This is a genomic window from Bacillus rhizoplanae, from assembly GCF_917563915.1.
Lineage (GTDB): Bacteria > Bacillota > Bacilli > Bacillales > Bacillaceae_G > Bacillus_A > Bacillus_A rhizoplanae.
On sequence record NZ_CAKJTI010000047.1, the window covers coordinates 1 to 18,270 of the forward strand.

General features: G+C 37.1%; 17 protein-coding genes and 2 other annotated features. Of the genes, 5 read left to right on the top strand and 12 right to left on the bottom strand.

Going from position 1 to position 18,270, the window contains the following annotated elements; translation table 11 throughout:
- Window positions 1–383 precede the first annotated feature (383 nt).
- Together LRP84_RS21140 and LRP84_RS21145 are read left to right on the top strand one after the other, a co-directional pair.
- Window positions 384–827, top strand: a complete 444-nt coding sequence (locus LRP84_RS21140; RefSeq protein ID WP_230576896.1) for a helical membrane plugin domain-containing protein — start codon at window positions 384–386, stop codon at window positions 825–827.
- Window positions 828–867: 40 nt separating this feature from the next.
- The gene (locus LRP84_RS21145; RefSeq protein WP_230576897.1) at window positions 868–2,046 is read left to right on the top strand and encodes an NAD(P)/FAD-dependent oxidoreductase; all 1,179 of its coding nucleotides are present in this window, start codon (window positions 868–870) and stop codon (window positions 2,044–2,046) included.
- A 792-nt stretch (window positions 2,047–2,838) separates the two neighbouring features.
- Here the strand turns inward: LRP84_RS21145 and LRP84_RS21150 are convergent.
- The 6 genes from LRP84_RS21150 to LRP84_RS21175 all read right to left on the bottom strand — a co-directional run bounded on the left by LRP84_RS21150 (window position 2,839) and on the right by LRP84_RS21175 (window position 8,006).
- Window positions 2,839–3,855 carry a FecCD family ABC transporter permease gene (locus LRP84_RS21150; protein WP_230576898.1) on the bottom strand — a complete coding sequence of 339 codons (1,017 nt, stop codon included), beginning with the start codon at window positions 3,853–3,855 and terminating at the stop codon, window positions 2,839–2,841.
- Entirely contained in the window at window positions 3,855–4,886 is a 1,032-nt protein-coding gene (locus LRP84_RS21155; RefSeq protein ID WP_230576899.1) for a FecCD family ABC transporter permease, read from the bottom strand. Before LRP84_RS21155 ends, LRP84_RS21150 begins: the two co-directional genes overlap by 1 nt.
- Window positions 4,887–4,971: 85 nt before the next feature.
- On the bottom strand, window positions 4,972–5,913 hold the full coding sequence (locus tag LRP84_RS21160; protein WP_230576900.1) for an ABC transporter substrate-binding protein: 942 nt from the start codon (window positions 5,911–5,913) through the stop codon (window positions 4,972–4,974).
- 202 nt (window positions 5,914–6,115) lie between these two features.
- On the bottom strand, window positions 6,116–6,724 hold the full coding sequence (locus LRP84_RS21165; protein WP_230576901.1) for a nitroreductase family protein: 609 nt from the start codon (window positions 6,722–6,724) through the stop codon (window positions 6,116–6,118).
- A 30-nt stretch (window positions 6,725–6,754) separates the two neighbouring features.
- Window positions 6,755–7,576: an ABC transporter ATP-binding protein gene (locus LRP84_RS21170; protein ID WP_230576902.1), complete on the bottom strand. Its 822-nt coding sequence runs from the start codon at window positions 7,574–7,576 to the stop codon at window positions 6,755–6,757.
- Between the two features lie 184 nt (window positions 7,577–7,760).
- Window positions 7,761–8,006, bottom strand: coding sequence for a hypothetical protein (locus tag LRP84_RS21175; protein WP_230576903.1), 246 nt, complete (start codon window positions 8,004–8,006; stop codon window positions 7,761–7,763).
- A 199-nt stretch (window positions 8,007–8,205) separates the two neighbouring features.
- Here LRP84_RS21175 and LRP84_RS21180 point away from each other — a divergent pair, with 199 nt between their 5' ends.
- Entirely contained in the window at window positions 8,206–8,646 is a 441-nt protein-coding gene (locus tag LRP84_RS21180) for a BclA C-terminal domain-containing protein (RefSeq protein WP_230576904.1), read from the top strand.
- Between the two features lie 55 nt (window positions 8,647–8,701).
- Here LRP84_RS21180 and LRP84_RS21185 read toward each other — a convergent pair whose 3' ends face one another.
- On the bottom strand, window positions 8,702–8,794 hold the full coding sequence (locus LRP84_RS21185) for a DUF3967 domain-containing protein (protein ID WP_230576905.1): 93 nt from the start codon (window positions 8,792–8,794) through the stop codon (window positions 8,702–8,704).
- Between the two features lie 176 nt (window positions 8,795–8,970).
- Window positions 8,971–10,188, bottom strand: a complete 1,218-nt coding sequence (locus tag LRP84_RS21190; RefSeq protein WP_230576906.1) for a hypothetical protein — start codon at window positions 10,186–10,188, stop codon at window positions 8,971–8,973.
- Window positions 10,189–10,442: 254 nt separating this feature from the next.
- Here LRP84_RS21190 and LRP84_RS21195 point away from each other — a divergent pair, with 254 nt between their 5' ends.
- The gene (locus LRP84_RS21195; protein ID WP_230576907.1) at window positions 10,443–10,604 is read left to right on the top strand and encodes a hypothetical protein; all 162 of its coding nucleotides are present in this window, start codon (window positions 10,443–10,445) and stop codon (window positions 10,602–10,604) included.
- Between the two features lie 263 nt (window positions 10,605–10,867).
- Here the strand turns inward: LRP84_RS21195 and LRP84_RS21200 are convergent, their stop codons facing one another.
- The 3 genes from LRP84_RS21200 to LRP84_RS21210 all read right to left on the bottom strand — a co-directional run bounded on the left by LRP84_RS21200 (window position 10,868) and on the right by LRP84_RS21210 (window position 13,605).
- On the bottom strand, window positions 10,868–11,206 hold the full coding sequence (locus LRP84_RS21200) for a hypothetical protein (protein ID WP_230576908.1): 339 nt from the start codon (window positions 11,204–11,206) through the stop codon (window positions 10,868–10,870).
- Between the two features lie 171 nt (window positions 11,207–11,377).
- Window positions 11,378–12,031, bottom strand: a complete 654-nt coding sequence (locus LRP84_RS21205) for a YdeI/OmpD-associated family protein (RefSeq protein ID WP_230576909.1) — start codon at window positions 12,029–12,031, stop codon at window positions 11,378–11,380.
- 242 nt (window positions 12,032–12,273) lie between these two features.
- Window positions 12,274–13,605 (bottom strand): amino acid permease, encoded by a 1,332-nt coding sequence (locus LRP84_RS21210; RefSeq protein ID WP_230576910.1) that lies wholly within the window; start codon window positions 13,603–13,605, stop codon window positions 12,274–12,276.
- 99 nt (window positions 13,606–13,704) lie between these two features.
- Window positions 13,705–13,932: a binding site (T-box leader), on the bottom strand.
- 151 nt (window positions 13,933–14,083) lie between these two features.
- Window positions 14,084–14,312: a binding site (T-box leader), on the bottom strand.
- A 301-nt stretch (window positions 14,313–14,613) separates the two neighbouring features.
- Between LRP84_RS21210 and LRP84_RS21215 the strand changes: the two genes are divergently transcribed.
- Window positions 14,614–15,501: a DMT family transporter gene (locus tag LRP84_RS21215; protein WP_230576912.1), complete on the top strand. Its 888-nt coding sequence runs from the start codon at window positions 14,614–14,616 to the stop codon at window positions 15,499–15,501.
- Between the two features lie 377 nt (window positions 15,502–15,878).
- On the opposite strand, the gene LRP84_RS21220 is transcribed toward LRP84_RS21215, so the two are convergent.
- Entirely contained in the window at window positions 15,879–17,381 is a 1,503-nt protein-coding gene (locus LRP84_RS21220; RefSeq protein ID WP_230576911.1) for a malate:quinone oxidoreductase, read from the bottom strand.
- Window positions 17,382–18,270 lie beyond the last annotated feature (889 nt).

Consider the following 18,270-nt stretch of genomic DNA (forward strand, 5'->3'; position numbering starts at 1 on the left):
ATTATTTACTTTATTTTTAAAAATATCTTAATTGTCAAATTATTACAAGGTTAAACAATACATATCAACAATCTCTGCATGAATCATGCTTTCATGGCTAAAAGAAAAAGCAGTGCTTTAATTACGCAAAAACGCTGCCTATTTCCTTCTAGATCATTTTTATATCTTCCTAAAATTTCTCACTGGTTCTAAAGATAGGACATAATTAAACATTCAATGGCAATGATAAATTTATACAAAAGATTCATTTATATGCTTGTAAATTTTTCAAAATACAAAAATCATCTCAAGCTCTTAAGAGTTTTGGGAATCTTACGGAAGATAGGTCTTTTTCTTTAACCACTAAATTTATGCAATATTGTTTTCGTAAAGGAGAATCGGATATGTCAGAAACAATGGCTCAAACAAAGGCAGGACAAGAGTTATCGAATTCATCTGCTAATCTGGAACAACTTGATGTACTGAATCAGCTATTAAAACCAGAGGTTCAGCAATCCCTAACTGCCTTAGTGGAGCAGTTGCCAAAATTGACTGAGCTTGTAAGTATATTGACTAAGTCTTATGACTTTGTCCAAGCAGTCGCTACCGATGAGGTATTAAAGAGCGATACCGTTGGAGCGATTCAAGAAATGATGGACCCTGTAACAGACTGCGTGAGAAACATCGCAGCCACTGCTATAGAAGCGAAAGATCGTGCTGAGGAAAGCAATGAGGTAATCGGTCTTTTTACTCTTTTAAGGATGATGAAAGACCCGCAAGTACAGAAGCTTTTCCGTTTTATAAATGCCTATCTCCAAATTAGCAGGGAACACAATAGACACGAATAAATCTTTTATATTAAAAATCATTAAGGATGGAGGATAAATGATGGTAAAACATATTGTCATCTTAGGCGCTGGTTATGGCGGACTTCTAGCGGCTTTAAACGTTCGCAAGTACTTAAGCAAGGATGATGCACAGGTTACTGTAGTAAACCAGTATCCAACACACCAAATCATCACGGAGTTGCACCGTCTTGCGGCAGGAAGCGTTGCTGAACCAGCTGTATCTATACCATTGGAGAAGCTTTTCAAAGGAAAAGACATCAATCTTAAGATCGAGAAGGTTGATTCTTTTTCAGTAGACAAAAAAGAAGTAAAACTTTCAGATGGTTCCACTTTAACATATGATGCTCTCGTCGTCGGTTTAGGAAGTAAAACTGCTTATTTTGGTATTCCAGGACTTGAAGAGCATAGCTTAGTGTTAAAATCGGTAGAGGATGCCAACAAAATCCATCAACATATTGAAAAGCGTATTCATGAATATGCAGAGACAAAAAATGAAGCTGATGCTACCATTTTAATCGGCGGCGGTGGATTAACCGGCGTAGAGTTGGTCGGTGAAATTGCTGATAAGCTTCCTAACCTTGCTAAAGGCCATGGAGTAGACCCTAAAGAAGTGAAGCTTTTGCTTGTCGAAGCGGGTCCAAAAATTCTTCCCGTTCTACCTGATTCGCTCATTGAACGTGCACAAGCTAGCTTAGAGACGCGCGGCGTTCAATTTCTATTAGGTCTTCCCGTAACAAACGTTTCAGGCAATGTCATTGATTTAAAAGATGGTCAGAAGATTGTAGCGAATACTTTCGTTTGGACAGGCGGCGTACAAGGCAACCCTCTAGTAGGTGAATGCGGCCTTGAAGTGAATCGCGGACGTGCAACCGTTAATAATTATCTTCAATCTACGTCTCATCCAGATGTGTTTGTTGCAGGTGACAGTGCGGTTGTTTTTGGTCCAGATGGTCGTCCATACCCTCCTACTGCGCAAATTGCTTGGCAAATGGGAGAACTAATCGGCTACAACTTATTTGCATATCTAGAAAACAAATCATTCGAAGAGTTTAACCCAATTAACTCAGGAACACTCGCAAGCCTAGGCCGTAAAGATGCTGTTGCCACAATTGGAGCAAGCTCTACTCAGCTCAAAGGACTGCCAGCATCCCTAATGAAGCATGCAAGCAACGCTCGTTACTTATCACATATTCATGCGTTGTTTAGCTTGGCTTATTAAAACAAACAGATATCAAAGTGAAAAACCACCTATTTATTTAAATGAAAATAGATGTAGAAAGAATTCTGTATAATTCACAATATTTTTAGGTATTCTAAAGATGTGAGATGTTATCATTTCACACACAACCCTAAACCAAAAGGCTTCCTCACCCGAAGCCTTTTGGTCATACTCAAAGTGTTCATACATCCATTAAAGTTTTTCGCTCTATCCCCCAAAAACAATTAACAACGTTTTGAACCCCAGAACTTTTTTACAAACAGCTTGCTTTGTAAAACCAGCGTAAATTATATATAGATTGAATATTTTAATACCATGCCTTGCAGTTTAGCGGTCGCTAGTTAGAAACTAGTCGAAATCATAGTTGTAGAAACCGTGTCAAACCAACGTGTGATGCGTTTTTTTATTTTCCGTTAACTTAGCGCTGACTTGCCGAACTGCAACAGATAGTTATACGTCTCTCGTCTCGTTTTTAACAACGAAATAGGAAGCGTTTTTCTATGACATCTAATAATGAAGAAACCGTTTCAAAACGTAAAGTGAAACGTGTGAAGAAAGAATTACGTGTTGCTTTGAAATAAAGTTTGATCAAAAATACCTCACAAACCAGTATTTAACGATAAATATAAAGAATCCATTTTGAAAAAAGATTGATCAAAATGGATTCTTATCTAGCAGATATAAGTTTTGGGTTTATAAAAAAGTTTGATCATTTTCTACCCGTGTTGCTCTACAATCGCGCCCTTTAACGGAATAACACCTGAGCTTCTATTAGCTGATTTAGTACTATAATTATTCTTTTACCATTAAATAAATAAAATACGGTACTCCAATGATGGAAACAACAATTCCTACTGGTATTTCTACAGGTGCTAATATATTCCTGGCAATCGTATCGGACAATAATAAAAGGAACGTTCCAACCAGTGCCGAAGTTGGCAGTAACAGTTTATGTTTCGGTCCCACTAACTTTCTGGCTATATGAGGGGAAATCAGTCCCAAAAACGAGATAGTTCCTGCAACAGAAGTAGCAACTCCTGCCAACGCAACTGCAAATATCAAGAGTGTTCGCCGTTCCTTTTCTACTTGCACACCTAATCCTACCGATACGTTATCACCTAAACTTAAAACATCTAAATATCTTGCCTTATAAAGTGTTAAAATCAGAAAAATGATGATCCAAGGCAATGTAGTGATAACATAATCCCAGCTGGTTCCCCATATGCTTCCTGAAACCCATACCATTACCCTGTTGAATTCCTGCGTAGTAAATCTGAGCTGGAATATGATTAGTAACGCACTGAAGGAAGCGTTGATTCCAATTCCTATTAATATCAATCTGGTCGGGTTCAGCCCTTTCTTCCAAGCCAGAGAATAGATTAAAAACGCACCGAATGCTGCTCCAAGCAAAGCGACAACTGGCATAGTAAGGATAGTCATGTCACTGACCCCGTCATAAACAGTTCCGTTCATGAAATAGATATACATAACTACAGCTAAAGCTGCCCCCGTACTAATGCCCAACATCCCTGGATCAGCCAAATCATTTTTCGTTATCCCCTGAAGAATCGTACCAGATATAGCTAAAGCGACACCTACCAGGATCGCCATCACAATTCTTGGCAGCCTCATGTTAAAGAGCACTATTTCCTGATTTCTTGTACCTTGTCCGAGGAATGTTTGAATAACATCTAATGGTTTGATAGAAAAAGAGCCTAGATTTAAACTAATTATAACTGTTAATAAGATAAGAATAGATAAGATAGTTGCTGTCCACATAAATCGTTTCTGTTTACCGTTTGTCACCATTACAGTTCTCTAGCCCCCTTTCTGACAAGGAGTATAAAGAACGGTACTCCTAACAATGCAGTCAATGAGCCTATCGGCGTTTCATACGGCTGATTAATCATTCTGGCTATAATGTCGCTAAAAACCAATAATACAGCCCCTGTAACCAGGGAACAAGGAATGATATACCTATAATCCGGTCCCACTAACCCCCTTACTATTTGCGGAACGATAAGCCCTATGAAAGCGATGTTGCCCGCTACTGCTACTGAACTACTGCTTAACAATATAACGATCAATATCCCTATAATTCTTATTACATTGTTTTTTTTTCCTAAACCAATAGCCACTTCTTCCCCTAAACTCAATATCGTAATCTTAGGAGACACAATAATGGCGGCAATCACGCCGGGAATACCTACAACACACAACAATTGCACACCTGACCATTTTGCTGTCGTCAATCCTCCCGCAATCCAAAAGCTCAATTGCTGGGATAAATTGAAATACATAGCTATGGCTGTCGCGATCGATATGAATAAAGTCCCAAGGGCTGTTCCTGCCAACGCCAGCTTAAGTGGATCCACCCTTTTTATAGATCTGGAGCTTAAAAAATAAACTAATAATCCGCTGACGCTTGCACCAATAAAAGCAAAAGCCATGAGACCCACACTGCCGACTCCCGCCTGCATAGCAAAAGCGATTGATATAGCAAGCGTGGCGCCTTGCGTAATTCCCATGATGGAAGGATCCGCAATGGGGTTCCTAGTGATCCCTTGCATGATTGCGCCCGATACAGCTAAAAATGCTCCTACTAAAGCAGCGGCAATCGCTCTAGGCAATCTTACATCCCGTACGATTCGGGAATCCATAGCATCTTTTCCTGTAAAAATACTGCTGAATACGGTCGATAAGCTTATGTCTTTAGCCCCTAATGAAATCGATAATCCAATACCCAAAATTAACAGAATTAGTCCAATGATAATTACTGAAGAAGCAATAATCATTCGCGACATTCTTTTTTCATCGTGTACATATTTCGATTCATCCATTGTTACTTTTCTCCTTCACCTAAAAAGCAATATGGGCTGACAGAAAGGTAAGTTTTATCCTTTTCGCCAACCCTGCATCATCATCTTATTTTTTTGTAAGTTCCTTTTTGATATCATTCAATAGCAATTCTTTTCCTATCGGCTGATATCCTTGCGTAAAGTATGGGGTACTATTGAGAATCGTTGCGTTTCCTTCCTTTACGGCTCTCATCGATTGCCATACGGAACTGTTTTCCAACTCTTTTTTATCAGCATCTGTAGCAATAACGATGATGTGGTCAGCATCAATCTCAGATAGCCCTTCAATCGTCACAACCGGTAAGCTGATTCCTTCTTGCTTCGGCAATTTGGCAGGTTTCGCCAGCTTCATATCGTTATAGAAAACTCCACCTATACCCGCATCCGCCAACACATAAAATTGACCACCGCTTGCCAATACTGATAAATACGTTTGATCTCCATTTTTTTCAGCAATTTCTTTTCCTGCTGCTTGAGCTTTTTTATCATAATCACTTAACCATTTTTTAGCATCATCTTCTTGTCCGAATAACTTCGCGACATCCAGCATTCTTGCTTTCCAATCATTCCCATAGTCTTTCATCACAACAACTGGCGCTATCTCTTTCAATTGGTCATAAATTTTTTCTTGTCTTTCACTCATGATAATCAAGTCTGGATTGGTATTTAATATTGCCTCCACATCCATTGTATCGGACATGTTATAACCTACAATTTTTGCCTTGCCCATTTTATCTTGCAAATAGCTTGGAAATTCTTTTGTGTTGTATGCATCGCCGTTTGCTGTAGCAACTGGAGTATGACCTAAAATAATCAGATCCTCGCTTGCTCCTGAGATATCAGCAATACGCTTAGGATCCGCAGGGATTTTAACATCACCTTTCAGCGTGCTGACTACTTTTGTTTTATTCTCCGCTTTCGCTTCTTCCTTTTTATTTGAGCATCCGGCAAAGATAGTCACTAAAAGTAAAGTTGCTACGATAAGCGCTAAAGACTTTCTCCTTTTCATTGTTCGTTCCTCCTAAAGCTTCTACAAATTAATTTATGATTAGTACACATTGAAAACTGGTTTATAACTATATACTCAAAGCACAACTCAGCCTTATACTTCACGGCAATAAATGAATCTCCCGACTCCGTTTATGTATTGTTCGCGTAGAATTCAAATAAACGGCGTATCAAGAATACAGTAAACGAGTGATCATGCTGCGTTACTCCTTTGGATGAATAGAAATAGAAAGAGAATTCACCCACTCATTCACCGATCTTCTTTGCTTTGCTTTAGGCACTTTGTCTTCATCTATATACCCCAGGTCAATGGAGCCGATTATTTTCTTGGAAGAGGATATGCCTAACTCATTGGCAAAAACAGGATCATGTATATAAGAATTTGTTCTCCATACAGCGCCTATATTTTTCTCCCAGCATAGCAGTTGGAGGTTTTGAATAAATGCGCATGTCGCCCCTACCGATTCAAAGTATTTATGCTCATCTTTAAACCAATCTGTCGCTACAAGCAAGGTAAGGGGAGTTGCTTCTGAATACTTCTCATAGGCACCTCTTACCTTTTTCAATTGTTCTTCCGAATACGAAGAAAAAACCCCGGTTCGTTCATAGCTTTTCATGACGGAATCCAAAAAGTACTTTTTCTCTTCTTTAGTAGAAATGATTGTTACAGACCATGGTTCTACTTTACTGTGAAACGGTGCATAAGCCGCCTTCTCTAATAAATCTGCAATTTCTTGCAAAGGAATTGCAGTTTTTTTCGTTTGTCGAATGGTTCTTCTTGAAACAATTGTAGATTCAATTGTTGATATCATCACATTATCCCCTATTTGTATCTTAATTTTTTAGACACCCACAGCTTTTCGATCTGTATGATTTTTATCTTTTAATAAATCGTAAGTAAGGCATACAGGTCTGTTTGTTCTAGGGTCTTGTACAATTTCCGCATCAATCTGAAACACCTTTTTTAATATTTCTGACGTGATGACCTTCTCTGGTTCTCCCTCACTTACGATTTTTCCATCACGCATAGCCACTATATAATCTGCAAATCTCGCTGCATGATTCAAGTCATGTAAAACCATTACAACGGTACGGTCTTGATTCTTGTTTAATTCCTTAAGAAGCTCAAGAACTTCCAATTGATGTGTTAAATCTAAATAGGTCGTAGGTTCGTCCAATAAGATTAGATCCGTTTGTTGTGCAAGAGCCATCGCAATCCAAACACGCTGTCTTTGCCCTCCTGATAAGGCATCTATCGGGCGATTTTTAAATTGAATCATTCCTGTGACAGTTAATGACCAATCTACAATTCTCATATCTTCCGCCGTGACTTTTCCAAAGCCATTTTGATGAGGGAAACGCCCGAATGTTACTAATTCAGAAACATTGAGACCCGATGGTGCATCCGGTGCCTGGGGCAAAATAGCCATCTTTTTCGCAATTTCCTTTGTAGACTGTTTGCTGATATCTTCACCATCTAAATAGACAGTCCCCTTTTTGGGATGTAAAATACGTGCCATTGCTTTTAACATGGTTGACTTTCCGCAACCGTTCGGACCGATAATTGTAGTAATCTTACCTTTAGGAATTTGTAAATTAAGTCCTTCTACAATATTGATGTTCCCATATGAGATATCAAGATTTTCAGTAGCTAAGTTAGTCATCATGATTTCTCCTTTTATTTTTAATGAGCAGCTCCCAAATGTACTCTTGCAAAAGAAGATACTAGTCTGCTCTAATATATTTATTCCTGATTTTCCTCATATCCTATGTATACTATTACACTATAATGACACTGATAATCAATGTCAATTTGAAATTACATACAATTCAAGTTTTTACTCAGTTTTAAGTAAAAACTTGAGTTCTCCCTAGTTTAATTAATATTTTAGAAAAATGTATGTCAGAAATATACAAAAAAACAAATAGCTTTATTCCCGTTTGAATTGGGCTGCCGTTTATACTGCTTTTCACTGTTATTGCACTTGATTCTGCATAGACTATCATTTGCTTCGCAAACGCCGGTGCATCCTGCTCGATCCATCTATTTTGATAGCTGAGGTTGCTGAGGTTCAAGCTAAACGTACCTTGCATCAGTTTGAGTTTCCTCCTAATTTAGTACGTCATCGGTAATTCCAACTACTCGTTCGAATTGTTTGGTGTACTCTACTTTATGCCTCTCTCGACTGCCGGCACTAGATATACATAATTAATTTTTGTTGGACAAGCATACACTCATTTTTAACTTGATCACATACAATAATGAGAATAGTAAATGAGGAGGTGCGTAATAATGCCGAAACCAGCCTATGGTTACGTTACACTTGTAGGTCGCAAACCTATAGAAGTCAAGTCAGGTGAAAACGTAAAATTTAATAGAAATGGTCCATTAAATCATATCGTGTTTACCCCACCTAGTGACACACTAATAATTCCTGAATCAGGAGACTATAAAATCGAATTTATATTATTAATTGATGGTCCTGCTTCTAGTTCAATATATGGTTTAATTTTAAATAATTCTTTAGTACCTGGGCAACTTACTAATTATGGTATACAAAGACTAGTAGATGGAGCGAGTCTCATGCTCACTGGACAAGCTATTATCCATATTCCCAAACGTTCAACGCTACAACTTAGAAATATAGGATCAACTACAGATGTGTTACTACCAATTCTAAACGGACACAAAGTTAATGCTGCATCATTAACTATTGAGAAGCTTAGCTTGTAAATTTTGCATTAGGTGAAAAGCCAGTTCAACACAAAAAAAGCACCCCTTTTTTTGTTTATCGACCAAATAGCCGCTTCCACCACGATTTCTTCTCTTCGACGGCAGCGATTAACCATTTTGTCTCTTGGTGCTCACGGATTAGCTCCATAAGATGCTTATTTTAAAGTACAGGAGTAGGTGTGCTTATACACTTTTCATTATATAAACCATTCAAAAAGGTGATAAGCATCCCCTTCCAACGCTCTACCACCCAAAAAAGGAGGTAAATATACCTCCTCATTCATACATAGTATTCATCTGGAAGCAGGACTTCTTACAGAACCTCTAGTTTTTAGAAGTATACGTAGCATTAGAATTACTTAATATTTCTTTATAGGTGAATCGATATTCGGATGGTAATTTATGTATCTCACGAGAAATCTCTGCCCTTACACTATTTCTACCCTTTATAACGATTTCATTTTTCTTTAATTGTATTTTACCTATACTGTAAGGTGCATAATCAATGTCTAACTTATCTATAGCTATAATTCCAGTTGAATTCGTATTAAGTTCCGTTAGTCTAAGTTTAAATTCAGCCTTGGCAAGATAACTTTGCGGTACATGGTACACGACTTCAGCAAGATAATTTTTGTTTTGGGCGATTGAATAAATTAGTTCTATATCAATACCATTTTTATCTATATATTCTATTACACCTTCAATTTTATCCATTTCTAAATGGTCAAAATCAGCTATCAACCTTAGTCCTTCGCACATTGATTCAAATACCATTTTAGCTTTACCCTTGTTATCTGCTTGATTATACTCTAATAAATTTAAAGTAGAATATGTATATTGGAAAAATTCATCAATAGCAATTGATTGTTTTGCTTGTTCTATTGTTTCAGCAATACTGAAATAAATCTCTTCATAATCAGGAGATTTGACTTCCGCTCTTCTTAATAAATTACTAAAAAGCTGAGAGTAGATATAATCGTAAGGTGATAAAGTATCCCTTTCAAAATGATCGTATACTCTAACGCCAACTATTCTTTTCATCAATGGTCTAGGATTAATTTTATAGGAGTATATCAAGCTATTAACACGTTTGACGGTATTCAAATAGCTAATTTCTTTTTCTTTTTTGGCATAATTTTTTAATTCTTGATCAGTTTGTGGAGCATTATTAACAATACTTTTATAACTCTTCAATAATTTATCTTTATCAAAATCTAGTTCTTCTTTAACCTCAATTTGCGACACCATATTTATAGCTTCTTCAACCTTCAATAGTCCATGTTGAAAATCAGCAATGTTCAACTTCACGTTATTAGTAAAGTTCCCCTCAATTTCAACTTCTGCAATGATTTTGTAAAGTGATTTTAATTTAAACTTCTTCTTAGGCGGTGCATTGTTTATAAAACGAATTAATATGCTTTCAAACGTATATCCATGAAAATCTTCAATAAGATGTTCATTTAAAAATGTATCTAGTAGACTTAGCGAGTTATTTTTCTCTTCATTACTATCGAAATCTTTATATTCAATTAAAAATCGCATTAGATACTCCCCAAAAGTATTTTTATTTCCCTTTATTTCAATGCTATTAAAAAATTCTACTTCAATTCTTGTTTATTAGTAATTATAACCACTCCATATCATTCACCCCAAGTTGCCTTTTCCTTAATTCTTCTCTCAAATTTATGTATTTCCTTTAGTTAAATTACTTGAACCTCTAGTTAATCATTTCAAAAATTCATCATACGTGAAAGTACCTTTCTCACGCCCATTTCAATTCAAGATCGATTGGAGATATGATTTTAGCAACAAGAAATTACATTGAAGATTATATGGACAGGAAGTTAACAGAAGAAGAAATTTTAATAATGAATTTAGCCTATGATAATGGTTATAGTGTTGGTTGGACAAATGGAATGGATAATGTGTTAAAGAGTGAGGAAAACAAAAAGGGTTAAGGATTTATCCTAACCCTTTATTAAGCCTAGTTTCTTACATTCTTGGATTTTCTATTTTCATGTCACGTCAGCTAATACCGTACACTGTTCGTCTAAATAAAAAGCCTCAATCCTTTTATTTTGAAGGGATTGGGGCTTTGTTCTAGCTTCAATTTAAGCTTGATTCTCCTAATTCATATTAGATCTAGTCTACTTAACCTTAACTTTTCTATCCAACTAAGTGTAACCTATCTAGATATCAAGTATTAAAAATCAAGGTTATATCATATACCTGGGAAGCCACCCATACCCATGCCTGGGGAACCACCCATACCCATGCCTGGGAAACCACCCATACCCATACCTGGAAAACCGCCCATGCCCATGCCTGGGGAACCGCCCATACCCATACCTGGAAAACCACCCATGCCCATGCCCATGCCTGGGGAACCACCCATACCCATGCCTGGGAAACCGCCCATGCCCATGCCTGGGAAACCGCCCATGCCCATGCCTGGGAAACCGCCCTTACCCATCTTACCCATCTTACCCATGCCTAGGAGGCTGCCTAGGAGGCCGCCCATGCCTGGGAAACCTATAATACGTTGAGGACCTAATAGCATGTTTCCACCTACTTTTTATAAATATTTCATAGTCTTTTACATGCTATGCTTAAAAAAAATAAAGGAGCTTATTCTCCTTTAAAATTAGGCAGACTAACTACCGTTACTGATAGGTTTTGGTGAGAGCTTTCATCAGTGGGGAATGAAGCCCCCACTGATGAAAGTTTCACTTTATTTCTTCTTCCGACGGAACAAATCTATTGTTTTGTATCCTTGTGAAAGGATATCAACCATTTGTTGATGACGCTTATCGCGTGTTTGTTGTTGCTTCGCCGAGAATATGTGACGTGCCCAGTCTTTTTGATATCCAGGTGTTAAGCTTTGGTAAAACTTAAGTTCATTTGGATGATCGGCTAATAATGCTTCAACATCTTTCACATTGTCCTCATAATCGGCAACGCATTGGCTCGCCTTCGATGTTGTCTTTGCTTTCTTTTTTTCACGTTTTAAACCAACAACAGTGAAAACTTCATCCATGCTTACCATCCGCGCGAACTTAATATCGCTATTCCCTACATACCCATCCTCTCCAACATTCATTGCTGGAAACATTTCATCTCTATGAATAAAGGTTTCATAACGAGTATTCCCCTTTTTCGGATATGCGAAAAATACATAGCCTTTCTCAAGTAAAAGCTGTTCATTATTAGTGATAAATTGTGTATGTGTAACCATCTCATCAATTGTTTCTACAAAAATGAAAATAGCATCATGATCTTTCGAAAAGGTAGTCGTTTGTTCAGTAAAGACATCATAGTCGCTTGGTTGATTGATTACGGCCATATTTGTGAATTTATTTAGTTTTAATTTATCGATAATTGTCATAACAGGCTCCTTCATTTTTATTACAATTTAAATTCTATTTATTTCCTATTTAATAATTGCACCTAATCATTCAGTTACTATTTCTACTAAGATAGTTTAAACATTTATTCTAATAAAGTGTACCTTATTCAGACAAAAATGTCTCTGAAGATGATCACTTCGTCAAGTTATACTTTCTAAAAATAAAAAGGCAGACCATATCATTAATAGTCTGCCTTTTCGTTTATCTTAAAAGTGTAGTATTAGTCCACTTTTTTCTTTTTGCCTGCAAAAACAGAACATAGAATTAAGATTATTAAAATGCCTAAACAAAGAAAAATACTTGCTCGGTTCTGATCGCTGAATGCAAATGCCACACAGCTAATAGTTAACGCTATTGCAGTGAATGAGGTTACATATGGAAATCCCCATACTTTAAAATGCGGCAACTTTGTATATGTTTTGCGAAGTTTCAGTTGTGCTAAACATATGCTGATCCACACCACTGATACCGTAAATCCTGGAATTGCCATCAAATACCCAAAAACACGGTCAGGTGAAAAGTACGCAACAAATGTCCCGCCAATAAGAACGATAGAGCTCAAGATAACGCTATATAATGGAACACCATTCTTAGAAACATATGAAAACAGTTTCGGTGCTTCCCCTTCTGCCGCTAAAGAATGCAGCATACGTGTACAGCCATAAATACCGGAGTTTGCAGCGGACAAAACAGCTGTAATAAGGACGAAGTTCATAATATGAGCTGCTCCTTTAAATCCAACTGCAGATAACACTTGTACAAACGGGCTTGCTTGGTTGCCGATTTCATCCCATGGAATTAATCCGCAAATGACAAGGATTGGGAGCGTATAGAATAATACGATTCTCCAAATTACTCCTTTAATCACTTTAGGCAATACCTTCTCTGCATCCTTCGTTTCTGTTAAAGTCAATCCGATAAGTTCGGAACCACCGTAAGAAAAAATTACGACTAACAATGCGGAAAATACTCCTGACCAGCCGTGCGGGAAGAATCCCTCGTGCTGTACATAGTTGTGCATATAGTCAGTTCCATTGCTCGGGATAATTCCGAATAAAATACCTGCACCTAAAACAAGAAATAGAACAATCATCGTAATTTTAATTCCGGCAAACCAAAATTCAAACTCTCCGTAATTCTTCACATTCATAAAATTAATAACCACAATGAAAATAGCGCTAATAAAGCTTAAAGACCATAAAGACATAGAAGGAAACCAATATTGCAGAAAGCTTCCCGCAGCTATCACTTCAATAACACATACAACTAACCACATGAAACAGTACAGCCATCCAATCACAAACGACACGTTCGTTCCAAATGCTTTATGAATAAATCCTTTCATATTCATCCCAGGATAAGCGATGGCCATCTCCGCAATTGCACTCATTACAACAAGAAGCAATAATCCGGCAAACAGATAAGAAAAAATAACTGCCGGCCCCGCTATCGACACTGTTTCAGAAGTCCCTTTAAATATACCTGTGCCGATTGCTCCTCCGAGTGCCATCAAACGGATATGCCGCGGCAATAATCTTTTTTGTAATTCCATAATTTTTCCTCCTCATTTTAGATTTATTTATTCAACAAAAGATTCCATAGAATCAAGTGTAGTTTTTCTTTCAATAAAAAAATCGTCCCTGTCCTAAATGACAGGGACGATTTACACCGCGGTACCACCCTAATTGCAAACTTAAGTCTGCCTCTTGATTTTGTTAACGATCTTTTGACCGTCCTTCCCTCTATAAAGGTCGCCCCTTATTTCGAAAAAGATGCTCCGGGATTGAAATTCACGCTTATTTATGTACTGATTCGCACCTTCCATCAGCTCTCTGAAACGGGGAAATAAGCATTACTGTATTCCTTTCATTGCACTTCCTATATTATGTTTTCCATATAAAGTAAAACTTCCATCAGCGGGGATTTTTTTCATCCTCCATCTATCTTCCTTGTCTCTCTTTGAATCTTGAGATGGGGGTCTTACTGCCCAAAAATAGCAGGATAATAAAAAAGTCCCTACTGATTGTATCAGTAGGGACGAATATATCGCGGTACCACCCTAGTTGCAGACTTAGTCTGCCTCTCGACTTTGTTAACGATCATTTTTGACCGTTTTTCCCTTCATAAAGGTCGCCCTTTACTTCGAAAAAAATGCTCCAGGATCGAAATTCATCCTTATCTTTGTACTGATTTTCACCTTCCATCAGCTCTCTAAAACAGTGAGATAAGCACTACTTATATTCCCTTCATTGCTCAATTATATTTCAATTTATATGACGTAGTTACGTTCTTTAGTAAGTATGTTTTGTATTATAGGGGTTGCATTAATATTCTGTCAATGATTTTAAGCAATATTTATTTAGCTATATTTTACTTAAGGAAGCCACGTATGTGACTCATCAACGAATCTGTGAAGTAACAACTCCCGATAATAATAGGTTATGTTAACTTTACACGGGAGATTTTTATTTTTTCATTTTAAATATTTAGAATTAACATTAAAATAAATAATAGGAGAGGGGTTATGAAATTACAAATTATAAATAACGAGGAGATAGAGATGAAAATACAATTAAAAGCTGATTTAATGCTACTAATGGTTACATTTTTTTGGGGTGCATCCATCTTACTTACCAAGGTTGGCCTCAATTACATAGAAGAATATAATTTAATCGCATTACGTTTTATTATTGCTTTTCTTTTGTCAGGCATAGTATTTTACAAGCACTTAATCAAAATTGATTTTAAAACTGTAAAATATGCGCTTATATTAGCTTCTATTTTGTTTATAGTTTATGTTTTTGCGACTTTCGGTACAAATTATACAAGTGTTTCTAATGCCGGTTTCTTAATGAGTCTCACAGTCATCTTTATTCCAGTATTATCATCTATATTTTTAAAGCAAAGACCTGAAAAAAAAGTTGTATTGGGAATTGTTTTAACCATAGTAGGAATAGGATTATTAACGTTAAATAGCGAATTTAAGATAGCTTCTGGTGATATATTATGTATTTTATGTGCTTTATTTTATGCAGTTCATGTCATCGTTACTGGAACAATGACTAAGCATGTTAATTCAATTGCCCTTGGGATATTACAACTAGGTTTTGTTGGCCTATTTAGTCTCATTTTCTCAATGTTTATGGAAACCCCAAAACTTCCTGACACTGTTGAATCGTGGTTTTCAATCTTAGCCTTAAGCATATTTTGTACAGCAATAGCCTTCATTGTTCAGGTTATTGCACAGCAATATACTAGTCCTACACATACAGGTCTTATTTTTTCATTAGAACCTGTTTTTTCTGCAGGTTTTGCTTTCTTTTTCACAGGTGAAACCCTTACATTAAAAGGTTACTTAGGTGCAACACTCATATTATTAAGTGTATTAATTGCTGAACTAGATTTTAAAAACTTATTAAAACTAAGTTATAAGAAAAATATGGAATAGATATTTCGCCACGGTAGATGCCCCCCCACTTATCTCCTTCGGGTCTTGAAGTGGGGGGGGGTTCTTCATCCCCACTGATGGTTAGTTGAACCAATCGGGCTTTTACAGGCAGTTATCCCCCACCTATCTTCTTCGTTTCTCTCTCCACCTTGAGGTGGGGGTCTTACTGCCCGTTAATGCGGGATAAATAAAAAGAATCCATTTTGAAAAAAAGAACCTTCAATCCAAAGATAGATTAAAGGTTCTGTGTTTTATTTTATCTCTGTTTTTTTCAATCATTTCCTTTTCAATCTCTTTATCATAGAAACAATTGTCCATTGATGAAAAATGTTGCTTAAACTTTTTCATTAAATACCTTTGTTTCTACATCCAAAGAATTAACTACAGACTGGTTCTTTTTCGCTTAGACCAAGCGTCTGCGCTGTTGAAGTATGAATTTCTTGGAAAAGCTCTGGGTTTTCCACTAGTGACACGCCATAAGAAGGAATCATTTCTTTTATTTTCGGTTCCCACTCTTTCATATGTTGTGGGAAGCATTTTTCTAATACCTCAAGCATAACGTGAACGGCAGTAGAAGCACCCGGAGAAGCGCCGAGCAATGCAGCTATCGAGCCATCAGTGGCACTAACAACTTCCGTACCAAATTGAAGTGTTCCTTTACCGCCGGCATCAGTATCTTTGATAACTTGCACACGTTGGCCCGCTACCACTATACCCCAATCCTCGCTTTTGGCGCTCGGAATAAACTCGCGTAATTCTTCCATACGCTTTTCATTCGATAACATAACTTGCTGGATCAGGTATTTTGTCAATGACATCTCTTTTACGCCTGCCGCCAACATAGTGAAGACATTATTCGGTTTTACGGAACCTATCAAATCAAAATTTGAACCAGTTTTTAAGAACTTCGGTGAGAAGCCGGCAAACGGTCCAAACAGCAATGTTTTTTTGTTGTCGATATATCTTGTATCAAGATGCGGAACAGACATTGGAGGAGCACCAACCTTAGCTTTACCGTATACTTTTGCATGATGCTGCTCTACAACTTCCGGATTGTTACATACCATAAATAGTCCGCTTACCGGGAACCCTCCAATATGTTTTGACTCAGGAATACCGGTTTTTTGTAGTAAAGGCAGGCTTCCTCCCCCACCGCCGATAAAGACGAATTTTGCAGTATGGTATTCGATTTTACCGCTATCGATATCATGCACTTTCACTTCCCACGAGCTGTCGCTAGTACGTTTAATATCCTCAACACTATGCTTGTAGTTTATCTCGACGTTTTTACTCTGTAAGTAGTCAAACAACATGCGTGTTAAAGCACCAAAGTTGACATCCGTTCCAGAGTCGATGTTTGTTGCCGCTATCGGTTCATTCGCTGTACGGCCTTCCATGATAAGCGGAATCCATTCCTTCAGTTTTTCAGGGTCATCGGAAAATTCCATTCCTTGAAACAGGGGATTGTTTGAAAGCGCTTCAAAACGTTTTTTCAAAAACGTTACATTTTTTTCCCCTTGTACTAAACTCATATGAGGTATTGGCATGATAAAGTCCTGCGGATTACGAATCAGATTGCTGTTTACAAGATAAGACCAAAACTGTCTTGAAAGCTGAAACTGTTCATTAATTTTTATAGCTTTGCTAATATCTACAGATCCGTCAGATTTTTCGGATGTATAGTTAAGCTCACACAGTGCAGAATGACCCGTACCCGCATTATTCCATTCGTTAGAGCTTTCTTCTCCTGCGTTTGCAAGTTTCTCAAACACTTTGATTTCCCATTCAGGTACTAACTCTTTCAGTAATGATCCCAAAGTCGCGCTCATGACTCCGGCACCAATTAAGATAACGTCTGTTTTCTTCTGTATTTTGCTCATTATAACCTTCCCCATCCCCTATATTTGCAAAAAAGAGTAGGCGTTCCTGCTTAGATGTCACCAAAAGCAAGGCGACACCTAGACCCCACCTAGGAACACACCTTTTTTGTCTCAATTATAACCATATCATATTCTATTATAATTATTTATAGTTTAAAATATCTACTATTATCTGATAATTATATACCATTTATAGCTAATAAAAAAGTGAAAAGTCCGTCCACAAGACCCTAGGAACAAAAAAAACCAAGGCCTTAACTCAGCTTCTTGCAAGGGTTAAGGCTTTTGTTTGCCGTTACCAGTGACCGACACCCTCTAATTTTCGCCGTTACTTGTGGTATGTTTCTCCGCACTTAATAGAGAGTAAAACGTTTAAAAAGGAAACTTTAGTTAGTTTAAATGTATAATACTTTACATTCTCTCAAAAATATCCATATCATCTATAAGCTTGATCTTCCACAATCTGGTCCTTTAATGGAACAACATATTTGATATTTCAAACAACTTTATTGTACAAACCAATAATTTGATTAATCTTTTTTATAAAGTGAAACTTCCATCAGTGGGGATTTTCTTCATCCCCCACTGATGGAAAGCTCTCACCAATCGGGCTTTTACGGGCAGTTATCCCCCATCTATCTTCTTCGCTTCTCTCACTCTTGAGGTGGGGGGCTTACTTCCCGTTAATGCGGGATAAACGGTTAAACTTTGTTTTAAACGGTCGAACTTTATTTCAAACCCACATTTCCTCTTTTATTATCTCTATTCACTTACACAACTATTTGTTCAAGCTATCATAGAATATTACATCTAAAAAATATGATTTTTTCTATAGACAATTTAACATTTCTCTCCTTTTAATCTAGCACCTACTCTTCATCTCTTAATT